Genomic DNA, 20,602 nt, shown 5'->3' with positions numbered 1-20,602 from the left:
TCCTCGTTCTTGCTGGCCCGGGGGAACGGCATCTAGTGTAGCGTCACAATACTTTGCAACGCTACACATGGCGGTGGCTGATGAGCACCAACCTGACGGTCGTCACCCTGGCAGAGACGAGCCCGGCCGACCGGGCGGTGATCGGCGGTAAGGCCGCCGTCCTTGCCGAGCTGTCGGTGGCCGGGTTCCCGGTGCCGCCCGGGTTCGTGGTGACCACCGCAGCCCTGGACGACCCGCAGTTGGATCGACGACTCGCCACCGTCGCCGGCGGACTGGTCGGCGATCGGTTCGCGGTGCGTTCGTCCGGTGCGGCCGAGGATCTACCGGACGCCTCCTACGCCGGCCTGTACGAGACGTACCTGAACGTGCCGACCGACGAGCTGGGCGAGGCGGTGCGGCGATGCTTCGCCGCAGCGACCAGCGAGCGCGTCGCCGCGTACCACCAGCGGCAAGGCGGGGCGACCGCGGCGATGGCAGTTCTGGTGCAGGTGATGGTCGATCCGGCGGCGGCCGGGGTGGCGTTCACGGCGCATCCGGTCACCGGTCACCGCGACCAAACGGTCGTGGCCGCCGTCGCAGGGTTGGGTGAGCCGCTGGTGTCGGGTGAGACCACCGGTGAGGAATGGACGATCACCGCGGGCCGCACCCTGATGACCCGGTCCGCTGCGGGTGGTGGCCGGGTGCTCGACGACGCCCAGGCCGCCGCTGTTGCCGACCTGTCACGTCGAATCGCCGACCGGTACGACGGCCAGCCCCAGGACGTCGAGTGGGCCATCGACCAGGCGGGCAAGCTGTGGCTGCTCCAGGCCCGGCCTATGACCGCCGTGCCGGAGCCGGTGTCGTGGACGCCGCCAGGGCCGGGACTGTGGATGCGTAACTTCCGGCTCGGGGAATGGCTCCCAGAGGCGGTCACCCCACTGTTCGCCACCTGGCTTCTGCCGCTGCTCGAAGGCGGCTACCTCGACGGCATGAAGGACAGCGTCGGAGTCCGGGTGCCGTTCCGGTACGCGCTGGTCAACGGCTGGTACTTCAACGCCACTCCGATCCCGTCACCGAAACTGCTCGCCCAGGTGTTGTGGCACGGTCGAACACGGGCCGTGAAGATCCTGTTCAACGCACTCATCAGGGTCAGCTATGACCCGTACGCCGCCGACCGCGCTGCCCTAGCAGAGCTGGAGCGCGGGTGGCGCGAGCAACAGTTGCCCAACTATCGGCGGCTCGTCGCCTCCGCCCAGGGTGAGGTAGAGACGGCATCACCGCGGCGACTGGCCGAGCTCGTCGACGCACTCGGGCGAGAGGCCGGGATCTCCCTGTGGTACCTGGCGATCGTCGGTGGATCCGCGTGGAAGATGGAAGCCCGCCTCACCCGCTTCGCACGCCGACACCTCGTCGACGTGCTACCCGAGCAAGAGGGCGGGGCGCAGGTGCTGCTGCGTGGGCTGCCCGGCGCCCAACTGGTGCCCGGCGGGCACGCGGTACAGAGCGTCGATTGGTATCACCCAGTCGCCGCAGACCTCCCCATCAGCCAGCCGCACCGACCCGCCGACCGGCACCGTGAGCTCGCGGAACGTCGAATGGTTGCCGAGCACCGATGCCGAGCGGCGCTGGACGACCGGCCGCGGCTGGTGGCCGACTTCGATCGGCTGGTGAAGGTCAACCAGCGCTACGCCATGATCCGCGAGGAACAGGCTAGCCAATTCACCCTCGCATGGCCGATCTTGCGGGCCTGCGCCCGACGGCTAGGGCAGTACCTGGTCAACCTGGGGGCGATTGAGCAGCCCGACGACATCTACTACTGCACGCGCGATGAGGTGATTACCGCGATCACCGACAGCCCGGGCCAGCTGAACGGCAAGGCCGCCGAACGGCGCACCGTTTGGCAGCGTCAGCGCCGACTAGCCGCGCCATTGACCCTCGGCCGTCCCGCGCGACTTATCGGAGACGTCATCGAACGCGCCGTCGAGCACGCGCGGGGGACCACCAAAGCCGAAGGCGCGGTCACAGGACACCCCGCCTCAGCAGGCCGCGCCAGCGGCGCAGTCGCCATCGTGCACGGACCAGAAGACTTTGACGCCTTCACCGAGGGCCAGGTACTTGTCGCCAAGGCCACCGCCCCAGCGTGGACACCTCTGTTTGCCCGCGCCGCCGCCGTAGTCACCGACGGCGGCACCCTAGCCGCACACGCCTCCCTGGTCGCACGCGAGTACGGCATCCCCGCCGTCGTCGGCACCGGCAACGCCACCCAACGACTCCGCCCCGGGCAGCTCGTAACCGTCGACGGCACCGCCGGCACAGTCACGCCTCAAGGCTAGGGCGACGAGCCCGGCCAGGCCAGACGGAACCAGGAGGCACAGGCGGTCAGCAATGGTCGGCGGCGGTTCCTCTCAGCGAGGTCAGCGAATGGCAACGGGCAGCAGGAGCTGCCGGCGCAGGCGACCAGGTCGTCACAGCAGGGGTCGTTAATGCGCTCGACTGCCGAAACGGACTCGGTTGCCGTCGGGGTCGGTCAGGGCGAACTCGCGCAACCCGTACTCCTGATCGCCGATCGGGCCTACGCCGGCGGTGGCGTGGTGGCGCAGCTGCTTCCATAGCTTGAGCGCGTCGGTGACGTGGACGAAGCACTGGCCGGGTGCCTTACGGTCGGGTTCGAGAGAGAAATGTAGTTCTACGCCGCTGGTGCGCATCAGCAGGTAGCCGGGGTGGCGGCCGGTCTCGGTGAACCCGGCCGCGGTGTAGAAGGCCGCGGTGCGGTCCAGGTCGGTGCTGGGCAGGATCGGGATGGCTGCCTGCGGTCCGGCGTTGGGGCGGTTGCCGGCGAGCCGGCGCATCAGTGCCCCCAGCGGCGTGAACCGCAGCTGACGCAGTGCCGCGGCCGGACCGATGCGCCGGGCGGCCCAGATCGCGCAGCCGACGCAGATGAACACGCCGGGGGTGTTGCCCAGCTCGACGACGTCGCTTCTGGGTAGCTGGCGGGCGCAGCAGCCGCAGTGTTCGTGGTCGGATTCTCGGATGGTTTCGGCGGCGACGGTCACAGCGATTCCCTTCGGCGGGGTGCGGGTCACAGGTAGCGGCAGACCTGTTCTGGTGGGCAGGTGTCGGGTTCGGCGTTGTTGGCAGCGTCGTGCAGCTGGGCCACGGTGGCACGGAGGGCGTGCAGCTGGGCGAGCTGGGCGTCGATGGCGTCGAGCTGTTGGGCGAGTAGTTGGCGTACGTGTCCGCAGGGGGCGTGGCCAGTGTCGCGGACGGTGAGGATGTCGCGGATCTGGGCGAGAGTGAGGCCGGCGGCACGGCCGCGGCGGATGAAGTCCAGCCGAGCGACGGTGTTGTCGTCGTAGCTGCGGTAGCCAGCGGGGGTGCGGGTGGGACGTGGCAGCAAGCCGCTGGCTTCGTAGAAGCGCAGGTCTTGGCGCTGGTGCCGGTTGCCTCGGCGAGTTCCCCGATCCGCTCCTGTCGTCGTGCCTTGACCTTCCCCTGTACTGGAAGGTTCAGTCTGGTACGGGAAGAGCCGTGACGGCCAGCCGGTGAGGCGAGATGCCACCGGGAGCCGCTTGCCAGGAGGGCTGTGATGACCGCAGCAGCAGAAGGCCGGGTGGCTGTTGAGCTCCGTTCCGTGCCCGACTGTCCGAACCTCGCTCCGGCTCGGCGCGAGCTGCGTGCCGCGCTGGCCGATCTCGGTCTGCCCCGCGCGGTGGTCACCGAGGTCGTGGGGGACTATCCGTCGCCGTCGATCCTGGTGAACGGCGTGGACGTGATGGGCGGTACCGGCGACGGCTCAGCAGCCTGTCGCCTCGATCTCCCCACCGGCGAGCGCATCCGCGCTGCCCTGCGCCAGGCGATAGGCGCCGGACCCGTGACCGCCGCGTCGGAGCAGAGCCGGGTGGATTGCTGTGCGCAGCCGGGCAATGCGATCCGGACCGATCGGCCCCGCCGCGCCGAGCAGCTCCCCGACAGCCTCCGGCAGGTGCACCGGGCGATCCTGCGTCACTTCGCCGCGACCGGGACTGCCCCCACGGACGCCGACATCCGCGCTGGCGTCAGCACGGCGGACCTGGACACCGCGAAGGCGCTCCGAGAACTTGCCCGGGAGGATCTTGTCGCCGTCGACAGCGCCGGGCGTCTGGTCGCGGCCTACCCGTTCTCCCCAACGCCGACGCCGCACGTGGTGTCCTTCAGCGATGTCGAGGTGTTCGCGATGTGTGCCATCGACGCGTTGGGCATGCCGTTCATGCTCGGCACCGACGCGACCATCACCTCCGCCGATCCGCACACCGGCCGACCGGTCCGCGTGACCATCACCAGCGGCGCCGCGACGTACCAGCCGGCGGAGGCGGTGATCGTGTACGCGGCCACCGGAGACGCTGGTCGCTCCGTGGACACCTGCTGCTCCACCATCAACTTCTTCACCAGCGCATCCAACGCTCAGGCGTGGATCACCGCCCATCCCCACCTGGCCGCCACTGTTCTCGACCAGGACCAGGCCGTCAGGCTCGGCCGCGACATCTTCGAACCGCTGCTCGCCTGAGGCCGACAGCAGGGTGTAGCAGCGTCTGTAGCAACGCTGACGAACGACAGCGCACCACGAACGACTCTTGACGGGTCCGACGAGGGCGGGCCGGCCGCCGATGGACGCAACCGGAGGACTGCCCAGAACTTACAAGCGAGGGGTCCAGCGCAACCCGCTGGACGGGAGGATCGGCGGAGCCCGACACTCGGCGTGTGATCGACATGCGGGACGTCGGGGTGCGGGTTCTGGCCGGTGACCTGGCTAGCGAGGAGTTGGCGATGGTTGCGGCGCAGGCGCTTGCCGAGGGGCTGGATAGTCCATCGTTGCGGGAACTCGCTGGGCTCTCGCGAGGCGAGTACCGCGAGGCACGCGAGCTGTTGGACCAGGTGGTCGACGAGTTGGGCTTGCCTGAGCTGCCGGACGAGGACCGGGCCGTCTGGGAGGTGGTGGTCTCATATGCGCGGCGGATGGTGTCCGGGGCCATCGCGCCGGTGGATGGCGCGCATGCCATCGCCGCCCATGCCGGTTCTCTAGGGTTCCCGGAGCCCCTTGCCACGTTCGCCTTCCTGGCCGACCTGTGGGAGGACAACGCGGCTGAGCGCGCCCATCTTGAACAGGACATGGTGCGCGAGGCGGAAGCCATGCTGCGGGGCATGGGTGACTAACTGGGTGACGATCGGGTCGGACACCACCGGACGAGCAGGGACGAGCGTGGACCACGCCCGCAGCTCAGAGCCAGCAGAGCAGCAGGTAAGCGCGCCGTGATTGTTGACTGGGGGTCAAGGGGTCGACGAAGACAAGGTCCAAGCCGTCGCGGCTGTAGCCTCCGCCTGTGGACCTTGATGAATCCTTCACCCTGGCCGAAGAACTGGTTCAGCGCGCCTACCCAACGCAGCGGGTCGCACGGCATGTGGGGCAGGGCATGGATGTCAGCGGCCCCGGTTACCACATCGTGTCCGTGGCGGTCAGCGACGTCTTTTGGGAAGAGCCGACCGAGCGCTGGGAAGAGGTCTGGGGCAACTTCGAGGCCAAGCGCGCGCAGCTCGTGGCGGCGCTCACGGCCAACTGGGGCTTGCCCCGTCCCCGAACCTTTCGCGAGGACCTCGATCGAGCGATCCGAGGCGAGCCGTTACCGCCGCTCGCTGATGCGCTAGTCGAGTTCGTCACGGACGCCGACACCTGGTATCGCCACGGTCGAAGCGTCTGCGTCGGTCTTGGCCAGTGGGACAAGGAGTTCCCGATCCAACTCGTCCTGGCCGTCGGCGAGCTCGGTGGGCCTGAGTAGCCGCAGTGCGGGCTCCGGGCGGGTGGACGAGGCCCAGGCCGTCACCAGGCCGTCGGAGGGTGATCGTGAGCGACCAACGACGACTACTGGTGACGACGGCTGCCCAGGTGACAAGGCGTGGTCGGCCCGATGACCAGGCCGGCCGGAGCCGCCTTACCTGTAGTTGGTGTACCGATGAGTGGTCCCTCACTCGGCCGGTGCAGTTGCGTCAAGCCTATAGACCTTCGAGTCCCGCAGACCGAACCCCAACCGCTCATACAGCCGGTTGGCTGCTTCTCGTGACGGGCGGGACGTCAGATCGACAGTGCGGGCCCCAGCGGCACGGGCGAGTCTCACGGCCTCCTGGGTCAGAGCTGCCCCGACACCTCGGCCCCGGGCTGCCTCGTCGACCACGACATCCTCAATCCACGCTCTTACGCCTGTCGGGATCGGGAACGTCACCAAGGTCAGGGTCCCCATGATCTCCCCGTCGACACGCGCCACCAGCAGTCGGTTGCCCGGCCAGGCAACGAGTGCCTTCAACGTCTCGGCATCCAGGGGTGCTGCGGACTGCGATAGCTGAGGGAGTAGGCGTGCAAACGCCTGGACCAGCTCGTCGGTGACGTCCTGCACAGCCTCGATCTCGACACCCATGACGGTCAACTCTAGTGCCAGCGACCGTCCGGCGAGCGCTAACGCCCATGCCAGACCGGAGCCGACCGTGATGGCCAGCGCGGGGCACACAGGGGGCACAAGACACCGTCAAATGTCGTCAACCAGCGACCAGCGATGTCGACTTCGCTGTTCCCACCCCTTGACGCCCGCCGTCCGAGCATCGGGTTGGCAGAAGCTAGTGGCGCGTCGAGTCGACCGGGACTGGGACGTCGTCGGCGGGCGCCTCGGCTGGCTCCGACGCGATGCCGAGGTCGGCCGAGCGCGGTGTCACCCGGCGCAGCAGCAGGGCGAGGCCGGCGATGGCCAAACAGGCAAGTGCCAGGCCGTAGAAGTACGGCTGCCCGACACCGTTGCCCAGCGCGAAGCCGGCCAGCGTTGGAGCCACGACCGGGCCGATCTGGTTGGAGAGACTGAAGATGGCGTTGTATCGGCCGCGCAGGTGCTCCGGTGCCATGTCGTTGATCAGCGCCGGCAGCGTCGGCGCGAGGGTGGCCTCACCGAGGGCGAAGACGCCCAGGGAGGCGATCTGCAGCAGGTCGCGGGTGAGACCGTGCAGGCCGAGCGTGGTCGGCAGGATCAGCACCAGCCATGCTGCGGCGAAGAGCACCGCGGCCCGGGCCGCGCCGCCCCATCGGGACCGCTCGCGGGCGAGCCTGATCGCGGGGAGCTGCGCGAACAGCAGCACGGTGATGTTGAGGAAGAACGCGAAGCCCACGACGCGGGTGGTGCCGCCGCCGTCGCCGGTGACCCACGCCGCGAACGCGGAGTTGGTCTGCGACAGTGCGAACACCATCAGCAGGCTGTTGGCCAGCAGCGCGCCGAGCAGGGTCCGGTCGCGCAGCACCTGGCGGTAGCCGATCCGCTGCCCGTGTGAGGCTGGCTTCCCTGTGGCGACCGCCGGCGAGGGAGCCAGCACCGGCCGCAGGGCGATCAGGGCCACGGCGAACAGCAGATAGGACGACGCGTCGGCGAGCAGGATCACCACGTACGGCCCCGGCCTCGCTGAGATGGTCACGAAGCCGGAGATCAACGCGCCGGCACCGAACGCGACATTGGCGCTCATGTAGCGCAGGGCGAAGACCGATCCGCGCTCGGCCGGCGCGACCAGATGGGTCAGTAGCGTGGCGAACCCGTTCCACATCAGACCGCTGGCGAAGCCGTAGACGACTGCGGCGAGGATCGCCGTCGGCACGGCAGTGGCCAGCGTGTAGGCGGAGATGCCCACGGCGGCGACGAGCAGGCCGGCGATGAAGGACCGGAGAGAACCGATCCGGTCGATCAACGGGCCGGTCAGCGGTGTCGTGATGATGCCGGCGACGCCCACGATTCCTAGGATCAGACCCGCAGTGGGCAGGCTGAACCCGCGGACTTGATGCAGGTAGACGATCAGGAACGGCATCGTAAGACCGCTACCGAGGCACGCGAGCATGTTGACGCCCAGCACCAGCCATGCGTTGCGACCCAGTGGCGGCAGCCACGAAGATCGACGGTCGGTCACCTGCTCACGCCCCCTCGTCGCACCGGCCCTGACTATCCAGCGATTCCCGGCGACCCCGTTTCTGCGGCTCGAGGAACCTCACTTTCTTCATGTACTCCAGTTCCAGGCCACCAAACCCTCGTCGGGCGGTTGGATGCCGGTGCCCGCCATCGTGGCGTAGGTGTTACGGCAGTCGATCCGCACGGACATGTGACTCGGTCTCCTGCCGTTCCTCTCGACCGATGCGCAGTGGTTGCACAGCCGGTCATACAACGACGCGGGGGGTTGCGTCCATGGGGGTGGTGTACGACGGGCCTGTTGGCGGGCGTGTCGTGAGGTAGGAGCCGGCCACCGCGTAGATCCTTCGAGACGGCTAAGTCACAACCGAAGGAGAAGAACGCGATGGCCGCACCCAAGAGTGTGGACCCTGTCGGCTTGCTGCGCGAGCAGCTGGAGTCGGCGCGGCCGGGCGGTTCTTCCGCCAGGCGCTGTCGACGTTGAAGGTGACACCCCGCGAGGTCGTGACCGACGCCGCGCCGGTCTACCCTGGCGTGCTCGACGAGCTGATCCCGTCCGCGTGGCACCACGTCGAACGGTACGCGAACAATCCGATCGAGGCTGATCACAGCCAGTTGAAACACCGGTTGAGACCGATGCGCGGGCTACGAACAGACAAGTCAGCGCAGGTGATCATCGCCGGACACGCGTTCATGCAGAACCTCCGACGCGGCCACTACGAACTCGCCGTCGACGCCCCGCCCGCTACGCGGGACGCCGCTACTTTCACCGGACTCGCCCAAGCGATCTGACCGCGGACCCGACCCGGGATCAACACGTCCGCCGATCCGATAACGCAACGGAGCCCCCTCACCCAGGCCTGACCGTGCGATGCCGCTCAACGTCTACAACCTGTTGGCCAGCAACAGCTAGACGGGCACAGCGACCGGTGACCGGCTGATCGCTCGCCTACCACAGCCATCGACGAAGTTCCCCGCTCCGGCGATGGCCATGCCCCCTATTGCCGCGCCCACATCGCACGCTCATACCCCTGATGGTGCGCCCGGGCCAGCATCCGTCCGGGGAAACAGGGCCGCAGGGGCCCACAGGGCAGGATCGGTACGAGCTCCCACCAGGAGCAGCAGACCACAAGCGCCGCCAACGTGGTCACCACAGCGATCAGCAAGGGGACACGGCCACCCCGAATCTTGCGATATAGCAACGCGACGCCAGCGGTAAGGCCGAGCGCGGGCACAAGCACATATGGCATCAGCCAGACCGCGAAAACGCTGGTCATCCCTTCCGGATCATCTCGAGCATCCACAGCACCGAAGACAAGACCTGCGACCGACAGCCACGCCAACCCGGCCAGGACTGCGGCAAGAACAAAGCCGGCTCGGGCGATGCGGTGGCCGCTTCCCCCACCGTCAATCGCCGGCCACGCCCGGACCCGCCCGCGTCTGTCGGCTCCACGAGCAGGGTCCGGCCCCCCAACTTCTGCGGCGCCAGGCGTTCGGGGCTCCACCACAGGCAATCCCGCTGCAGGGTCCGATGCGAAGCCGTCGCGTGGTGCCGCCGCCCTGATCCGAGGCCAGGGACGCGGCTCTTTGGCATCGGCCATGGCGCGATTGTGGCACCCGCTCGCAATCAGTTACCGAACCGTACATGCGGCTCGTTGGCGTGAAAGTGCCTCCTGGGGCCCGCTTGCGGGCTCCTTCACACTGTGGAGGTAGCCGCCACCGTCCGGAGGGCAACATGACCGACCAGCCACCGACTCAGCAACCCCCACCGGTGCCAGGCCCGACGCCGGTCTACCCGCCGTATCCGCCCTATGCGTACCCTCCGCCAGTCAACATGTACGCGATCCTCGCGCTGGTCTTTGGCGCGATGGTGTTCCCGCCGTTGGGCATCTATTTCGGCAACAAGGCCAAGAAACAGATCGCCCAGACAGGCGAACGCGGCGTTGAGCTTGCCACCGCCGGTCTCGTGGTCGGCTGGATCTTCACCGCCATCTACGGGCTGTTCGTCCTCGTCTGGTGCGGCTTTGTGGGCACGATGATCGTCGGCTCTGCTGCCGGAAGCTGACGGTCAGGCCCGACGGCTTCGAATCCCTGGCCACGGTAACCGTGGGTTCCGACCGGACCTGGCCACATCTTGGCCCTGCTACTGCTCCTCGCCGGTCATCTGGGGGTTCGACTCGCCACGCTGGGATGTCCTGTCATCCGCTGGTGGCGCGACTTCGCCGAGAAGTGGACGCCCTCAAGCGCGTGATTGCGGGTGGAGGGCGGGTCGTAGGCGTTGTGCCGCGCCAGCCACTGCCGGCGGTACGGTCGGGCGACCGTTGACTGCAGAGGGGGCGTCGTGGCGGGTCCGACACCGGAGCGGATTGAGCACTACGTGCGAATGTTCGAGCAGCTCAGGGAAGTTTCGGCGGATTTCGAGGAGTCCATGTGTTGGACGGTGATCCGCCCTCACCAGGCGCGGTTGACAGTGGACGACGTGCTACGCCGGTTGCGCGGTGACCCGGACACAATGACGACGTACCGGCCGGTTGATGTCGGATACGACGACGACGTGGTCTTCCTCGAACAGCGCGGCGACGCGGTCATCGTCGTGGGGTACAGCGTCGGCAGCGATGAGGAGGACGTGCTGCGGCGGCTCAGCCAGGACGCCACCGTTCATGAGGTGTTCTGGCTGATTAACAACTTCAACAGGCTTTACTACGCCGTTGACGGTGTGTTGGTCACCGAGCTGGACGTGCTGTGCCCGCAGGACCGATGGGGTGCCGACCCGGACGCCTTGACCGACCACCTCGACGCGTTGCGCGATCTCCGCGATCGTGAGCGAGGTCCGTTCCCCGACTGGGAGACCGCCATGGCGACCGTGGAGTCCTTGACCGGCCTGGGACTCGATGCTGGCTGGTTTGACCGTCCCCAGTTGTTTGCGAAGATCAACCGCCGTTAGCTGGTCCCGCGCCGGTGCGGGATCACCCGAGGTCGCCGGCGTCCACACTCATTAGCCGCTGGTCGGGCGTTCGTTCATGGCCAGCAATGTCCGACTCAGAATAAAGGGGTCCGGGTCGGCGTGAGTACGGCCGCTCAGCACTCAGCGATCCCACTCCCAGTCCTGGACGGTTTGATGTGCAAGGCCCGAGTTGATCCACATCTCTCCGTACAACCGGGATCCACCCAACTGGTCCAGCAGCTTCTGTGCCTCCGTCTCGGTCGTGAAGGCCCCCGCCTGGAAGCGCGATCCGGGCTCACGCTCGTCCTTGTACTCGACCAACCACGCAATGGCCGGCTGCCGGTAACCGGGTGGAGGTGATGCGCTGGCGTCCGTCACGGTCCCGATGGTGTCAGAACGGCCACCCGGCCCGTACTCTCATGGCCGCCGACCGGGCGCGGCGACCGGATCTGCCGAGATCAGTGCACCAAAATGATCGAGGGTGGTGAGCGGGCGATGTCGCGAGCAGCCGACAGCCCTGCTCCCGCAGGGTTGCGAGGATCCTGTAGAACGTCGTCATGAACGACGACGTGGCGGAGGTCCTGGGGCTCGAGCGATCTCGCCTTCGATCTCTCGTCGAGCGAGACATGGCCGTAGCCGAACGAATCCACGCTGATGACTACGAGCTCATCACGCCGGCCGGACAAACGCATACGAAGGCGACGTACCTCGGCGACGTGGCGTCCAAGCGCCTCGAGTACCTCGATTTCGAACCCTCTTCGTCAATCTCGGTGCGCGCGTCGCCGGACCTCATCGTCCTCCGCTACATCGCGCGCATCCGGTTGAGTGTCGGAGTTGCCGATGAGGTCGAACTGAGCGCTTGGCACACCGACCACTATGAGAAGCGTGACGGCACGTGGACTGTCGTGTGGTCACAGGCAACCGAGATCGGGGCCTGACTCCGATCCAATGCTCGACTGTTTCCGCGGTCCGAAGGGACTACCGGATCTGCCGATGAGCGATCGTCGTTGCTTCAGCGTTCCGCTGCCCATGATCGGGCGGCCGGGTCGCGCGAAAGACCGAGCATTGACGGCGAACATCGTGTCAGGATGCTCGGCATGTCTGGTCGCGCACTGAGCTTCGGAGTGGTGGCGGAAGCATACGAACGGTTCCGGCCAGGGTATCCCGTGGAGCTTTTCGACATGGTGATGACCTACGCGGGTCAGCCGGTTCGGACCGCCCTCGAGATTGGCGCCGGGACAGGCAAGGCAACCCGTCTGTTCGCTCAGCGCGGGGTCACGGTCACCGCGACCGAGCCTGACGGGGCCATGCTCACCGAGCTGCGTAAGCACGTGCCAGCAGCCGTCAAGACCATGCAAGCCGCGTTCGAGGACTTGCGACCGGGCGAGAGCTACGGGCTGCTCTATGCGGCAGCGGCGCTGCATTGGACGAAACCGGAGGGTCGGTGGTCGCGCGTGGCCGCGCTGCTGGAGCCGGGTGGCGTGTTCGCCTCGTTCGGTGGACCAGTCCGGCTGGCTGACCTGGCTGTGGAGGAAGCTGTGCGCGCGGCCCGGGCACCGTTCTTGGAGAGCGACGAGGTTCCGTCTCCAGATGGGACGCCTCCGGGACATGACATGCAGTGGCCGGGTACGGAGCTCCAACGGTCTGGGTGGTTCGCCGATGTTCAGCAGTCCGTGATCGAGCGGCGCTGGACGATGAGTGCTCGCGACTACGTTGGCCTTCTCTCGACCATCTCGGCTTATCTTGAGTTGCCGACCTGGGAGCAAGAGCAGGTATATAGCCGAATCATGCAGGTCCTGCCTGCGACGGTCGAGATTGCCGCCGACATCACCGTCCATCTCGCGCGTCGGCGCCGTGAGCAGTAGTGCCTCGGTAGTCAGATGTCCCCGCCTGCCAACGGCCATCCGGACAATGCCGCGATTCGCGCGCTAAGGGACGTCTCGTAACTGGGTGAAGGCGTTGCCCGGTATCGGGCTGGTGGTCAGCCGGCGAGGATGATGTTGTGGAGGTTGGCGATGCCGGAAGCGGCGCCGGTCAATGTGTGGGCGGCGCGGCGGTAGTCGCGCAGGATCTTGAAGCACTTCATCCTGGCCAGGGCGTGTTCGACTCCCGCTCGAACGGTGCGGTGCTGGACGTTGAGGGCTTCCTTCCAGTCCGGGAGCTGACTGCCGTCGGTGGGCTTGCGGTACGGCATGATCACCTCGGGGTTGCCGCGGTAGCCGCCGTCGGCCATCACCGGCCGCCCGTCCAGCTTTTCGGCGATGCCGGAGGTGCGGTAGACGATGGTGTCGTTTCGGTTGCCGGGCTGCGGGTCGCCGACGGCGATGACCAGGCGGGTGCTGGCGTCGATGGCGACCTGAAGGTTCGTCGAGTACCGGTAGTTCTTGCTCCGGGCGGCCAGCCGGTGATTGCGGGTGGGGATCAATGTCCCGTCGACGATCGCGATCTGCTCGACCGGTCGCTTCCGCACCGGCGCCAGGGCCAGCAGCGGCGCGAAGGGTGTCGATGACCCGGTGCGCCGCTGAGCGCGACACCCCGAACAGCGGGCCGATCTGGCGCATCGTCAGGTTCGTACGCCAGTAGGCGGCGACCAGCAACACCCGATCCGGCAGGTCCAGGGCCCACTGCCGGCCCGGCCGGCCGTCGGCGATGCCCTCACCCCCGCGCTCGGCGACCAACCGGACCAGCCTGCGGAACTGGGCGGGCTGCAACCCGGTGAACGGGAAGATCCACTCCGGGCGGGCTGCCGTGATCACCCGCACCCCGGGCATCCTGCCCCATCGTGCTTAACAGACAGAGATCAGGGTTACGAGACGTCGCTTAGAGGGCGTCTGATTCACGTATTTTGTGAGTGATGTGATCTTCAGATGTCTCGCCAGGTTGGGGTGGTTTCGTCGGTGACCCGTTTGGTGAGGTTGTCGATCATCGCGATGCGGATCATGCTGGCGGAGTGGTCGGGTAGGGCTTCGTAGTCGCGGGCCAGACGGCGGTGGAGCATGATCCAGCCGAGGGTGCGTTCGACGACCCATCGGCGTTTGACCACCGAGAATCCTTTGATGTGCGGGTCTTTGGCGACGACCTCGACGTCGATGCCGAGGGTGGCGCCGTGTTCGATGACCTTGTTCTTGAAGCCGGCGTCGACCCAGGTCTTGGCCAGGGCGGGATGCGCGGCTTTGGCCTGATCGAGGAGGTCGACGCCGATGGTGTTGTCGGTGACGCTGGCCGCGGTGACGATGACGGCGAGGAGCAGACCGAGGGTGTCGGTGACGATGCCGCGTTTGCGTCCGACGATCTTCTTGCCGGCGTCGATGCCCTGGCTGGCCAGCGGCGCGTTGGTGGAGGTCTTCACGCTCTGGGTGTCGATCACACCGGCCGACGGCTGAGCGGCGCGTCCGGCCTTGGCGCGGGCCAGTCCGGTGAGCTCGTAGTTGAGCTGGGTGAAGATGCCATCGCCTGTCCAGGCGGTGAAGTAGCCGTAGACGGTCTGCCAGGGCGGGAAGTCGTGCGGCAGATAGCGCCACGCGATGCCGGTGCGGTTGACGTAGAGGATCGCGTTGAAGATCTCCCGCAGGTCGTAGGTGGGTTTGCGTCCCCCGACGCCAGCATCGGTGCGCGTCTGGCGCCAGGCGTCCAGTCGTGGTGCGATCAGCGCCCAACGGGCGTCGGACAGGTCGGAGGGGTAGGCAGGTCGTTCGGCCATACGAGATGTCTACTGTGGACCGCGAGGTGGGTCGCACTCGGGGTCCGCCGATTCCCGAACTTTGTGAACCAGACACGATCTGCGGATCAAAGCAGGGCATCTCGCATCGACATCAATCAGGCGAACCTGGTCCCAGTAGTGATCATTCGACCCTGCCGACGCCTCACCGACCAGGCCCACGAAAGCAGCAATATGCAGCGAGAGTGATCAAAACGCCCAGTTAGTGCGTGTTTGAGAAGGTCGGGTGTGGACGGTGTGGCGGCGTGACGATGGCCGCCGGGGCGGGCAGGGTGTCTGGGTGTCGTCGCCTCGTCGTGGTTACCCGTCGGACCTGACCGATGCCCAGTGGGCGTTGATCGAAGGGTTGTTGCCGGAGCCCAGCACGGACGGGCGGCGGGAGAAGCACCCTCGTCGGGAGATCGTCAACGCGATCTTGTACGTGGTCCGCTCGGGGTGTCCGTGGCGGTACCTGCCGGCGGATCTGCCGCCGTGGCAGACGGTGTACTGGTATTTCGTGCGCTGGGAGGACGCCGGTGTGACCGAGAACCTGCTGGCCACGCTGCGGGTCAAGGCGCGGGTGCAGGACGGGCGGAATCCGGAGCCGTCGGCGGGGATCATCGACTCGCAGTCGGTGAAGGGCGCCGACACCGTCGGGCAGCAGACGCGTGGTTACGACGCGGGTAAGAAGGTCAACGGCAGGAAACGGTTCATCATCACCGATACCGGCGGGCTGTTGGTCACCGTGGCGGTGATGGCCGCGTCGTGGCAGGACCGCGACGGCGCGAAGACGGCCCTGCTCGGCGCTTATCTGGCCACCCCGATCCGGCACGTCTTCGCCGACCAGGGCTTCGCGGGCCGTCTCGTCGACTGGACCCGCGACACCTTGAAGATCACGCTGGAGATCGTGCGCAAGCCCGTTGACCAGCGGGGCTTCGCCGTGCACCCGCGCAGGTGGGTTGTGGAGCGGACCCTGGCATGGCTCACCGCCTGCCGCAGGCTGGCCCGCGACTACGAACGCCACCCTGAAATCTCCGAAGGCATCGTCAGGTGGGCCGCCATCGCCGGCATGACCCGCCGCATTCGCGGCCGACCAGCCCGACGGCAGGCAAAGCGCACCTTCATCTGGACCTGATCAAGTCCCTCTCAAACACGCTCTAACTGGGCGTTTTGATCACTCTCGCTGCATATTGCTGCTTTCGTGGGCCGGGTCGGTGAGGCGTCGGCAGGGTCGAATGATCACTACTGGGACCAGGTTCGCCTGATTGATGTCGATGCGAGATGCCCTGCTTTGATCCGCAGATCGTGTCTGGTTCACAAAGTTCGGGAATCGGCGGACCCCGAGTGCGACCCACCTCGCGGTCCACAGTAGACATCTCGTATGGCCGAACGACCTGCCTACCCCTCCGACCTGTCCGACGCCCGTTGGGCGCTGATCGCACCACGACTGGACGCCTGGCGCCAGACGCGCACCGATGCTGGCGTCGGGGGACGCAAACCCACCTACGACCTGCGGGAGATCTTCAACGCGATCCTCTACGTCAACCGCACCGGCATCGCGTGGCGCTATCTGCCGCACGACTTCCCGCCCTGGCAGACCGTCTACGGCTACTTCACCGCCTGGACAGGCGATGGCATCTTCACCCAGCTCAACTACGAGCTCACCGGACTGGCCCGCGCCAAGGCCGGACGCGCCGCTCAGCCGTCGGCCGGTGTGATCGACACCCAGAGCGTGAAGACCTCCACCAACGCGCCGCTGGCCAGCCAGGGCATCGACGCCGGCAAGAAGATCGTCGGACGCAAACGCGGCATCGTCACCGACACCCTCGGTCTGCTCCTCGCCGTCATCGTCACCGCGGCCAGCGTCACCGACAACACCATCGGCGTCGACCTCCTCGATCAGGCCAAAGCCGCGCATCCCGCCCTGGCCAAGACCTGGGTCGACGCCGGCTTCAAAAACAAGGTCATCGAACACGGCGCCACCCTCGGCATCGACGTCGAGGTCGTCGCCAAAGACCCGCACATCAAAGGATTCTCGGTGGTCAAACGCCGATGGGTCGTCGAACGCACCCTCGGCTGGATCATGCTCCACCGCCGTCTGGCCCGTGACTACGAAGCCCTACCCGACCACTCCGCCAGCATGATCCGCATCGCGATGATCGACAACCTCACCAAACGGGTCACCGACGAAACCACCCCAACCTGGCGAGACATCTGAAGATCACATCACTCACAAAATACGTGAATCAGACGCCCTCTTAGGCAGAGTCACGGCGCGCCGGCGTGGGTGGCGCACGGAAGTCTCGAGGTCAGCGCGTTTCGGCGATGGGACATAGCATCCGATGTATGACTGCCCCGACGCCGTATCTACATTTTCCCGGCACCGCTCGCGAAGCCTTGACCTTCTACGGTGGCGTCTTTGGCTGTGAAGTTCAGTTGCACACCTTCGCAGAGTTCAACAGAACCGACGGTCCTGCTGACGCAATTGCCCACGGCTACCTCATCGAGGGGCCGGTCTCGCTCTTTGCCGCCGACGTGTCCGGTGACGAGCCTCCGTTCCGCTGCGAAGGCATGATGCTGGCCCTGCTTGGCACCGCCGCCCCCTCCACCCTGCGCAAGTGGTTCTCCAGCCTCTCCGAAGGTGGCCGGGTCGTGGACGACTTGCAGACGCGGCCCTGGGGCGCATCCGACGGGCAGGCCATCGACCGTTACGGCCTCCACTGGCTCATCGGGTTCGAGGGCGAGGAGGCCGCCTGAGCGACGGCGCGCGCAGAAACTTCCCGACGATGTGCCGGCGAGCTTTCGCATGGCACCGTCCTGTCATAGCCGCCGTCCGCACGCCCACCAGCCGCTACCGTCCGACTTTGCCGAGGAGAGCGCAGTGCTCGCGGAACTTTCGCCCTGATGTCCATGCCTGTGCCAGCGGGTATTGTCGTCGCGTGCCCGAGTTGATCGTACCTGCTGTCCGTCTGCACAGTGCGTGGCTCGAGGCTCATGCAGAGTGGGGTCCGGGGTTGCATGAGGACGGTTTCGGACTGGGCCCGTCCGACGAGGTGGATTCGCCGGCCGGGTTCGCGGCCTGGGTGGCGCGGCTGGCAGATCACCGTTGCACGTATCGATGGATCGTCGAGGGCGATCACGTGCTCGGTGGGATCGCACTGCGGCACGGTAGTAGTGACTACGTGCGGTGGGCCGGCCACCTCGGTTACGGCATCCGACCGTCCGCGCGCCGACGCGGGCTGGCCACCTGGGCGATGGGCCGGATGCTCGACGAGGCGCGAGTGCTCGGCCTGGATCGGCTGTTGGCAGTCTGCGCGGTCGACAATGTCGCCTCGGTGAAAGCGATCGAGCGGTGCGGCGGCGTTTTCGAGTGCATCCAGGACACCAAGTTCGGCCCCGCTCGGCGTTACCGGATCGAGCTTTAACGATAGGGCCAGGCGCACTCATCTGCCGCTGATCGCGCGTCTTGACCGGCGTCGGGGATCGCATGCCCCAGCGATAGGCGGCACGCCAGTTACGCACCGTGACAGCCGAGCCCGGAGAGAGCCGGCCAACTGTCACCCTTCAAGTGAAGTCGATGTGTAACGGATCAAGTGGAGCCCAGCATCCATCCTTGATCTTGTGATCCGACAACTGATGTGCGACAGATTTCCGTCAACTGATGTGCGACAGGTCGAGCTGTCAAGGTGCCAACTGGGCCGGCGATCAACGCGATGTTGTGCCGAAGACAGCGCATGCTGTGCGCTCGTGTACGACGGTGCGCGTCGTCGCCGCGCAGCCGGGTGCTCGTGCCCGATTACGACGCCGCGTACCACTTCTGACGGCAGTCGGCGGGTGGTCGCGGCGCCGCGACCACCCGCCGGTTGATCACCGGGACTGCCGCGCGAGCCAGTCGAGGCTGGTCTGCGCGACCTCGCGCCAGCCGTGGTCGATGGTGAGCGAGTGCCCGCGGTCCGGGAAGGTGACCACGTCGGTGACCGCCGGGGACTTCCGGTACAGCCGGGCCGTGCCCTTGCTGATCGCCGGCGGGACGGTGTGGTCGCGGCCGCCGGCCGTGATCAGCAACGGTCCACGCCCGGCGCGGTTCGTGTTGATCTTCGTGGCGGTGCTCGGGCCGAGGTTGGCCGTCGCCGCCTCGAAAAGCGGTCGACCGGGGGTGGGGATCGTCCACTTCTCGTACAGCTCGGCCGATTCGGCCTCGCTGAGGGCGTTGCCGAAGCCGTACCGGAACTGGGCCGGGGTTAGCGCGACCGCCCGGCGGCGGTTGGCCGGGTTGCGCAGCGCGACCGACGCCACCCGCAACGCGGAGACCGGTAGCGCGAGGACGCCCTTGGCTGGGGCGGGGTCGATGGCCACCGCCGCCCGGGCCAGCCCCTGGCCGAGCAGTTGCTGCACGATCAGGCCGCCGAAGGAGTGACCGACGACCACGGGGGGCGTCGGCAACTTCCGGATGATGCCGGCGAAGTGCGCGGTGACGTCGGCGACGCCGTGGCCGCCGAAGCGCTCCGGCACGGCGCGGGCCTCGGCGACCGTGTCCGGGATGTCCGGCCATTCGGGGGCGATCGGGTCGTAACCGGCCTCGCGGAACAGCTCGACCCATGGCTGCCAGCTGGTCGAGTGCAGCCAGAGGCCGTGGACGAAGACGACGGGGGTGCGGGAGGCGGGCATGCGGTCACTCCAGGTGTTCGGATATGTAGAAGGAACGTTCTACCTGCTATGCTGGCGACCGTACACCTGCACCGCACCAACGGCAAGAAAGTGATCCCGATGAGTGATCCAGCCGGCTCCACGCGCCAGGCCCGACCGTCGGCGGCTCGGGCCCGGATCCTGGACACCGCCGACCGGCTCTTCTATCGGGAGGGCATCCGCGCGGTCGGCGTTGAGCGGGTCGTCGCCGAGTCCAAGGTCACCCGGGTCACCTTCTACCGGCACTTCCCGACCAAGGACGACCTGATCGCCACGTACCTCACCGCCCGCTCGGAGCGGGAGCGGGAGGCGCTGGCCGAGGCCCGTCAAGCGCTGGCTGGCGATCCCCGGGCCGTGCTGCGGGCCATCGTGGACGCCATCGTCGCGGAGAGCCGGGCACCCGGCTTCCGCGGCTGCCCGTACGTCAACGCCTCCGCCGAGTACGCCGACCCCGACCACCCCGTGCGGCACGCCGTCGCCCAGCACCGGACCTGGTTCACCGGGCAGATCGTCGAGCTGATGGCCGAGCTGGGCCACCCGGAGCCGGAGCTGGCCGCCCAGCAGATGATGATGCTCCGCGACGGCGCGCTGACCGGCGCCTACCTCGACGACCGCGAGCGGATGGCCGCCGCGCTGATAGCCGCCGGCCGGGCGATCATCGCCTACCGGGAGGACTGACCGGCGGCGGCCAGGTCGGCCAGCGCCCGCACCGACTTCCAAGTTCCGTTCCGGGTCGTCGCCACCACCCTGAGCTTCTTCTCCCGGTACGCGTTGGTGAACTTCGACCGGCCGTACCCGCCCTCGGGAAAGTGCAGGTAGACCTCCCGCCCGGTCACCGTAAACGCGACGTTCTCCCCGCCGAGCACGGTGAGCGCGTCCACCGTGGGCCGTGCGGGCGCGGTGGCGAGCCCGGCGGGGGCCGGCCCGATGGGCAGGTAAGGGTGCCGGCCAGGACCAGCGCGCCGAGGCAAAGCCTTCTCGCCTCAGACGCGGAACTGCGGGACGGCATCGCAGCGATCCGGGCTGCGTTACAGCCATATCTCGACGTCGGGCCAGGATCGGGCCGATCCCGTCGACTTCTAACCACGGTGCTGATGGCCGCAGCGCAAAGCGCCGCCACAAGCGGCCCGGAGGCTCCAAGCACCTCAGGCGGCGACCTACGCATTCCGGCCAGGCTGGACAGCGACGGCCCGCCAAGCGTCGACTCTTTGGCAGATCAGTTGGCAGACGAGCGTCGCACATCATCCGACGGAGGACATCCATCCTTGATCTCCATCCTTGATCTCTCATGTGAGAACTTTCTGTACGAGATCAAGGCGGCCCGCGTCGCGGGCCGCT

21 protein-coding genes and 2 pseudogenes are annotated in these 20,602 nt (G+C 67.3%); 14 read left to right on the top strand and 9 right to left on the bottom strand.

Annotated elements, in window-relative coordinates; translation table 11 throughout:
* Nucleotides 1–80: 80 nt before the first annotated feature.
* The gene (locus Q2K19_RS31910) at nucleotides 81–2,312 is read left to right on the top strand and encodes a PEP/pyruvate-binding domain-containing protein (protein ID WP_302766056.1); all 2,232 of its coding nucleotides are present in this window, start codon (nucleotides 81–83) and stop codon (nucleotides 2,310–2,312) included.
* Nucleotides 2,313–2,459: 147 nt separating this feature from the next.
* Here the strand turns inward: Q2K19_RS31910 and Q2K19_RS31905 are convergent, their stop codons facing one another.
* Entirely contained in the window at nucleotides 2,460–3,032 is a 573-nt protein-coding gene (locus Q2K19_RS31905; RefSeq protein WP_302766055.1) for a bleomycin resistance protein, read from the bottom strand.
* A 26-nt stretch (nucleotides 3,033–3,058) separates the two neighbouring features.
* Nucleotides 3,059–3,376: a MerR family DNA-binding protein gene (locus Q2K19_RS31900; RefSeq protein ID WP_446839726.1), complete on the bottom strand. Its 318-nt coding sequence runs from the start codon at nucleotides 3,374–3,376 to the stop codon at nucleotides 3,059–3,061.
* Between the two features lie 189 nt (nucleotides 3,377–3,565).
* Here Q2K19_RS31900 and Q2K19_RS31895 point away from each other — a divergent pair, with 189 nt between their 5' ends.
* The 3 genes from Q2K19_RS31895 (at nucleotide 3,566) to Q2K19_RS31885 (ending at nucleotide 5,789) form a co-directional block, all read left to right on the top strand.
* The gene (locus Q2K19_RS31895; protein WP_302772862.1) at nucleotides 3,566–4,522 is read left to right on the top strand and encodes an alkylmercury lyase family protein; all 957 of its coding nucleotides are present in this window, start codon (nucleotides 3,566–3,568) and stop codon (nucleotides 4,520–4,522) included.
* 203 nt (nucleotides 4,523–4,725) lie between these two features.
* On the top strand, nucleotides 4,726–5,169 hold the full coding sequence (locus Q2K19_RS31890; protein ID WP_446839778.1) for a hypothetical protein: 444 nt from the start codon (nucleotides 4,726–4,728) through the stop codon (nucleotides 5,167–5,169).
* 167 nt (nucleotides 5,170–5,336) lie between these two features.
* Entirely contained in the window at nucleotides 5,337–5,789 is a 453-nt protein-coding gene (locus Q2K19_RS31885; RefSeq protein WP_302766052.1) for a hypothetical protein, read from the top strand.
* A 186-nt stretch (nucleotides 5,790–5,975) separates the two neighbouring features.
* Here the strand turns inward: Q2K19_RS31885 and Q2K19_RS31880 are convergent, their stop codons facing one another.
* Both Q2K19_RS31880 and Q2K19_RS31875 read right to left on the bottom strand, forming a co-directional pair.
* Complete coding sequence (locus Q2K19_RS31880; RefSeq protein WP_302766051.1) at nucleotides 5,976–6,422, bottom strand: GNAT family N-acetyltransferase; 447 nt, start codon at nucleotides 6,420–6,422, stop codon at nucleotides 5,976–5,978.
* A 196-nt stretch (nucleotides 6,423–6,618) separates the two neighbouring features.
* Nucleotides 6,619–7,842, bottom strand: coding sequence for an MFS transporter (locus tag Q2K19_RS31875; protein WP_302766049.1), 1,224 nt, complete (start codon nucleotides 7,840–7,842; stop codon nucleotides 6,619–6,621).
* Nucleotides 7,843–8,381: 539 nt separating this feature from the next.
* On the opposite strand from Q2K19_RS31875, the pseudogene Q2K19_RS31870 reads away from it, so the two are divergent.
* From Q2K19_RS31870 to Q2K19_RS31860, 3 genes and pseudogenes are all read left to right on the top strand, one after another.
* Nucleotides 8,382–8,729 (top strand): annotated as a pseudogene (locus tag Q2K19_RS31870) (DDE-type integrase/transposase/recombinase); the annotation flags it as partial.
* Between the two features lie 943 nt (nucleotides 8,730–9,672).
* Complete coding sequence (locus Q2K19_RS31865) at nucleotides 9,673–10,002, top strand: DUF4190 domain-containing protein (protein WP_302766048.1); 330 nt, start codon at nucleotides 9,673–9,675, stop codon at nucleotides 10,000–10,002.
* Between the two features lie 318 nt (nucleotides 10,003–10,320).
* On the top strand, nucleotides 10,321–10,881 hold the full coding sequence (locus tag Q2K19_RS31860; protein ID WP_302766047.1) for a DUF6461 domain-containing protein: 561 nt from the start codon (nucleotides 10,321–10,323) through the stop codon (nucleotides 10,879–10,881).
* A 141-nt stretch (nucleotides 10,882–11,022) separates the two neighbouring features.
* Here Q2K19_RS31860 and Q2K19_RS31855 read toward each other — a convergent pair whose 3' ends face one another.
* Nucleotides 11,023–11,259, bottom strand: a complete 237-nt coding sequence (locus Q2K19_RS31855) for a hypothetical protein (protein ID WP_302766046.1) — start codon at nucleotides 11,257–11,259, stop codon at nucleotides 11,023–11,025.
* Nucleotides 11,260–11,438: 179 nt separating this feature from the next.
* Here Q2K19_RS31855 and Q2K19_RS31850 point away from each other — a divergent pair, with 179 nt between their 5' ends.
* Both Q2K19_RS31850 and Q2K19_RS31845 read left to right on the top strand, forming a co-directional pair.
* Nucleotides 11,439–11,819 (top strand): nuclear transport factor 2 family protein, encoded by a 381-nt coding sequence (locus Q2K19_RS31850; RefSeq protein WP_302766045.1) that lies wholly within the window; start codon nucleotides 11,439–11,441, stop codon nucleotides 11,817–11,819.
* Nucleotides 11,820–11,969: 150 nt separating this feature from the next.
* Nucleotides 11,970–12,746: a class I SAM-dependent methyltransferase gene (locus Q2K19_RS31845; RefSeq protein WP_302766044.1), complete on the top strand. Its 777-nt coding sequence runs from the start codon at nucleotides 11,970–11,972 to the stop codon at nucleotides 12,744–12,746.
* 116 nt (nucleotides 12,747–12,862) lie between these two features.
* Here the strand turns inward: Q2K19_RS31845 and Q2K19_RS31840 are convergent.
* A pseudogene (locus tag Q2K19_RS31840) lies at nucleotides 12,863–13,643 on the bottom strand (transposase family protein).
* Between the two features lie 101 nt (nucleotides 13,644–13,744).
* Nucleotides 13,745–14,581, bottom strand: a complete 837-nt coding sequence (locus Q2K19_RS31835) for an IS5 family transposase (RefSeq protein WP_302762752.1) — start codon at nucleotides 14,579–14,581, stop codon at nucleotides 13,745–13,747.
* Between the two features lie 298 nt (nucleotides 14,582–14,879).
* Here Q2K19_RS31835 and Q2K19_RS31830 point away from each other — a divergent pair, with 298 nt between their 5' ends.
* The 4 genes from Q2K19_RS31830 (at nucleotide 14,880) to Q2K19_RS31815 (ending at nucleotide 18,003) form a co-directional block, all read left to right on the top strand.
* Complete coding sequence (locus tag Q2K19_RS31830; RefSeq protein ID WP_302766043.1) at nucleotides 14,880–15,713, top strand: IS5 family transposase; 834 nt, start codon at nucleotides 14,880–14,882, stop codon at nucleotides 15,711–15,713.
* Nucleotides 15,714–15,959: 246 nt separating this feature from the next.
* Complete coding sequence (locus Q2K19_RS31825) at nucleotides 15,960–16,796, top strand: IS5 family transposase (RefSeq protein ID WP_302762752.1); 837 nt, start codon at nucleotides 15,960–15,962, stop codon at nucleotides 16,794–16,796.
* Nucleotides 16,797–16,924: 128 nt separating this feature from the next.
* On the top strand, nucleotides 16,925–17,335 hold the full coding sequence (locus Q2K19_RS31820) for a VOC family protein (RefSeq protein ID WP_302766042.1): 411 nt from the start codon (nucleotides 16,925–16,927) through the stop codon (nucleotides 17,333–17,335).
* A gap of 182 nt (nucleotides 17,336–17,517) precedes the next feature.
* Nucleotides 17,518–18,003 carry a GNAT family N-acetyltransferase gene (locus tag Q2K19_RS31815; protein ID WP_302766040.1) on the top strand — a complete coding sequence of 162 codons (486 nt, stop codon included), beginning with the start codon at nucleotides 17,518–17,520 and terminating at the stop codon, nucleotides 18,001–18,003.
* Nucleotides 18,004–18,445: 442 nt separating this feature from the next.
* Here Q2K19_RS31815 and Q2K19_RS31810 read toward each other — a convergent pair whose 3' ends face one another.
* Entirely contained in the window at nucleotides 18,446–19,246 is an 801-nt protein-coding gene (locus tag Q2K19_RS31810; RefSeq protein WP_302766039.1) for an alpha/beta hydrolase, read from the bottom strand.
* A gap of 99 nt (nucleotides 19,247–19,345) precedes the next feature.
* Between Q2K19_RS31810 and Q2K19_RS31805 the strand changes: the two genes are divergently transcribed.
* The gene (locus tag Q2K19_RS31805) at nucleotides 19,346–19,942 is read left to right on the top strand and encodes a TetR/AcrR family transcriptional regulator (RefSeq protein ID WP_302766038.1); all 597 of its coding nucleotides are present in this window, start codon (nucleotides 19,346–19,348) and stop codon (nucleotides 19,940–19,942) included.
* Here the strand turns inward: Q2K19_RS31805 and Q2K19_RS31800 are convergent.
* Complete coding sequence (locus tag Q2K19_RS31800; protein ID WP_302766037.1) at nucleotides 19,927–20,145, bottom strand: hypothetical protein; 219 nt, start codon at nucleotides 20,143–20,145, stop codon at nucleotides 19,927–19,929. The genes Q2K19_RS31805 and Q2K19_RS31800 overlap by 16 nt on opposite strands.
* Nucleotides 20,146–20,602 lie beyond the last annotated feature (457 nt).

It is taken from the genome of Micromonospora sp. NBRC 110009, from assembly GCF_030518795.1.
Taxonomy (GTDB): Bacteria; Actinomycetota; Actinomycetes; order Mycobacteriales; family Micromonosporaceae; genus Micromonospora.
Note: the sequence above shows the minus strand (reverse complement) of the source record. Positions and strands in the feature narration are given on the sequence as shown.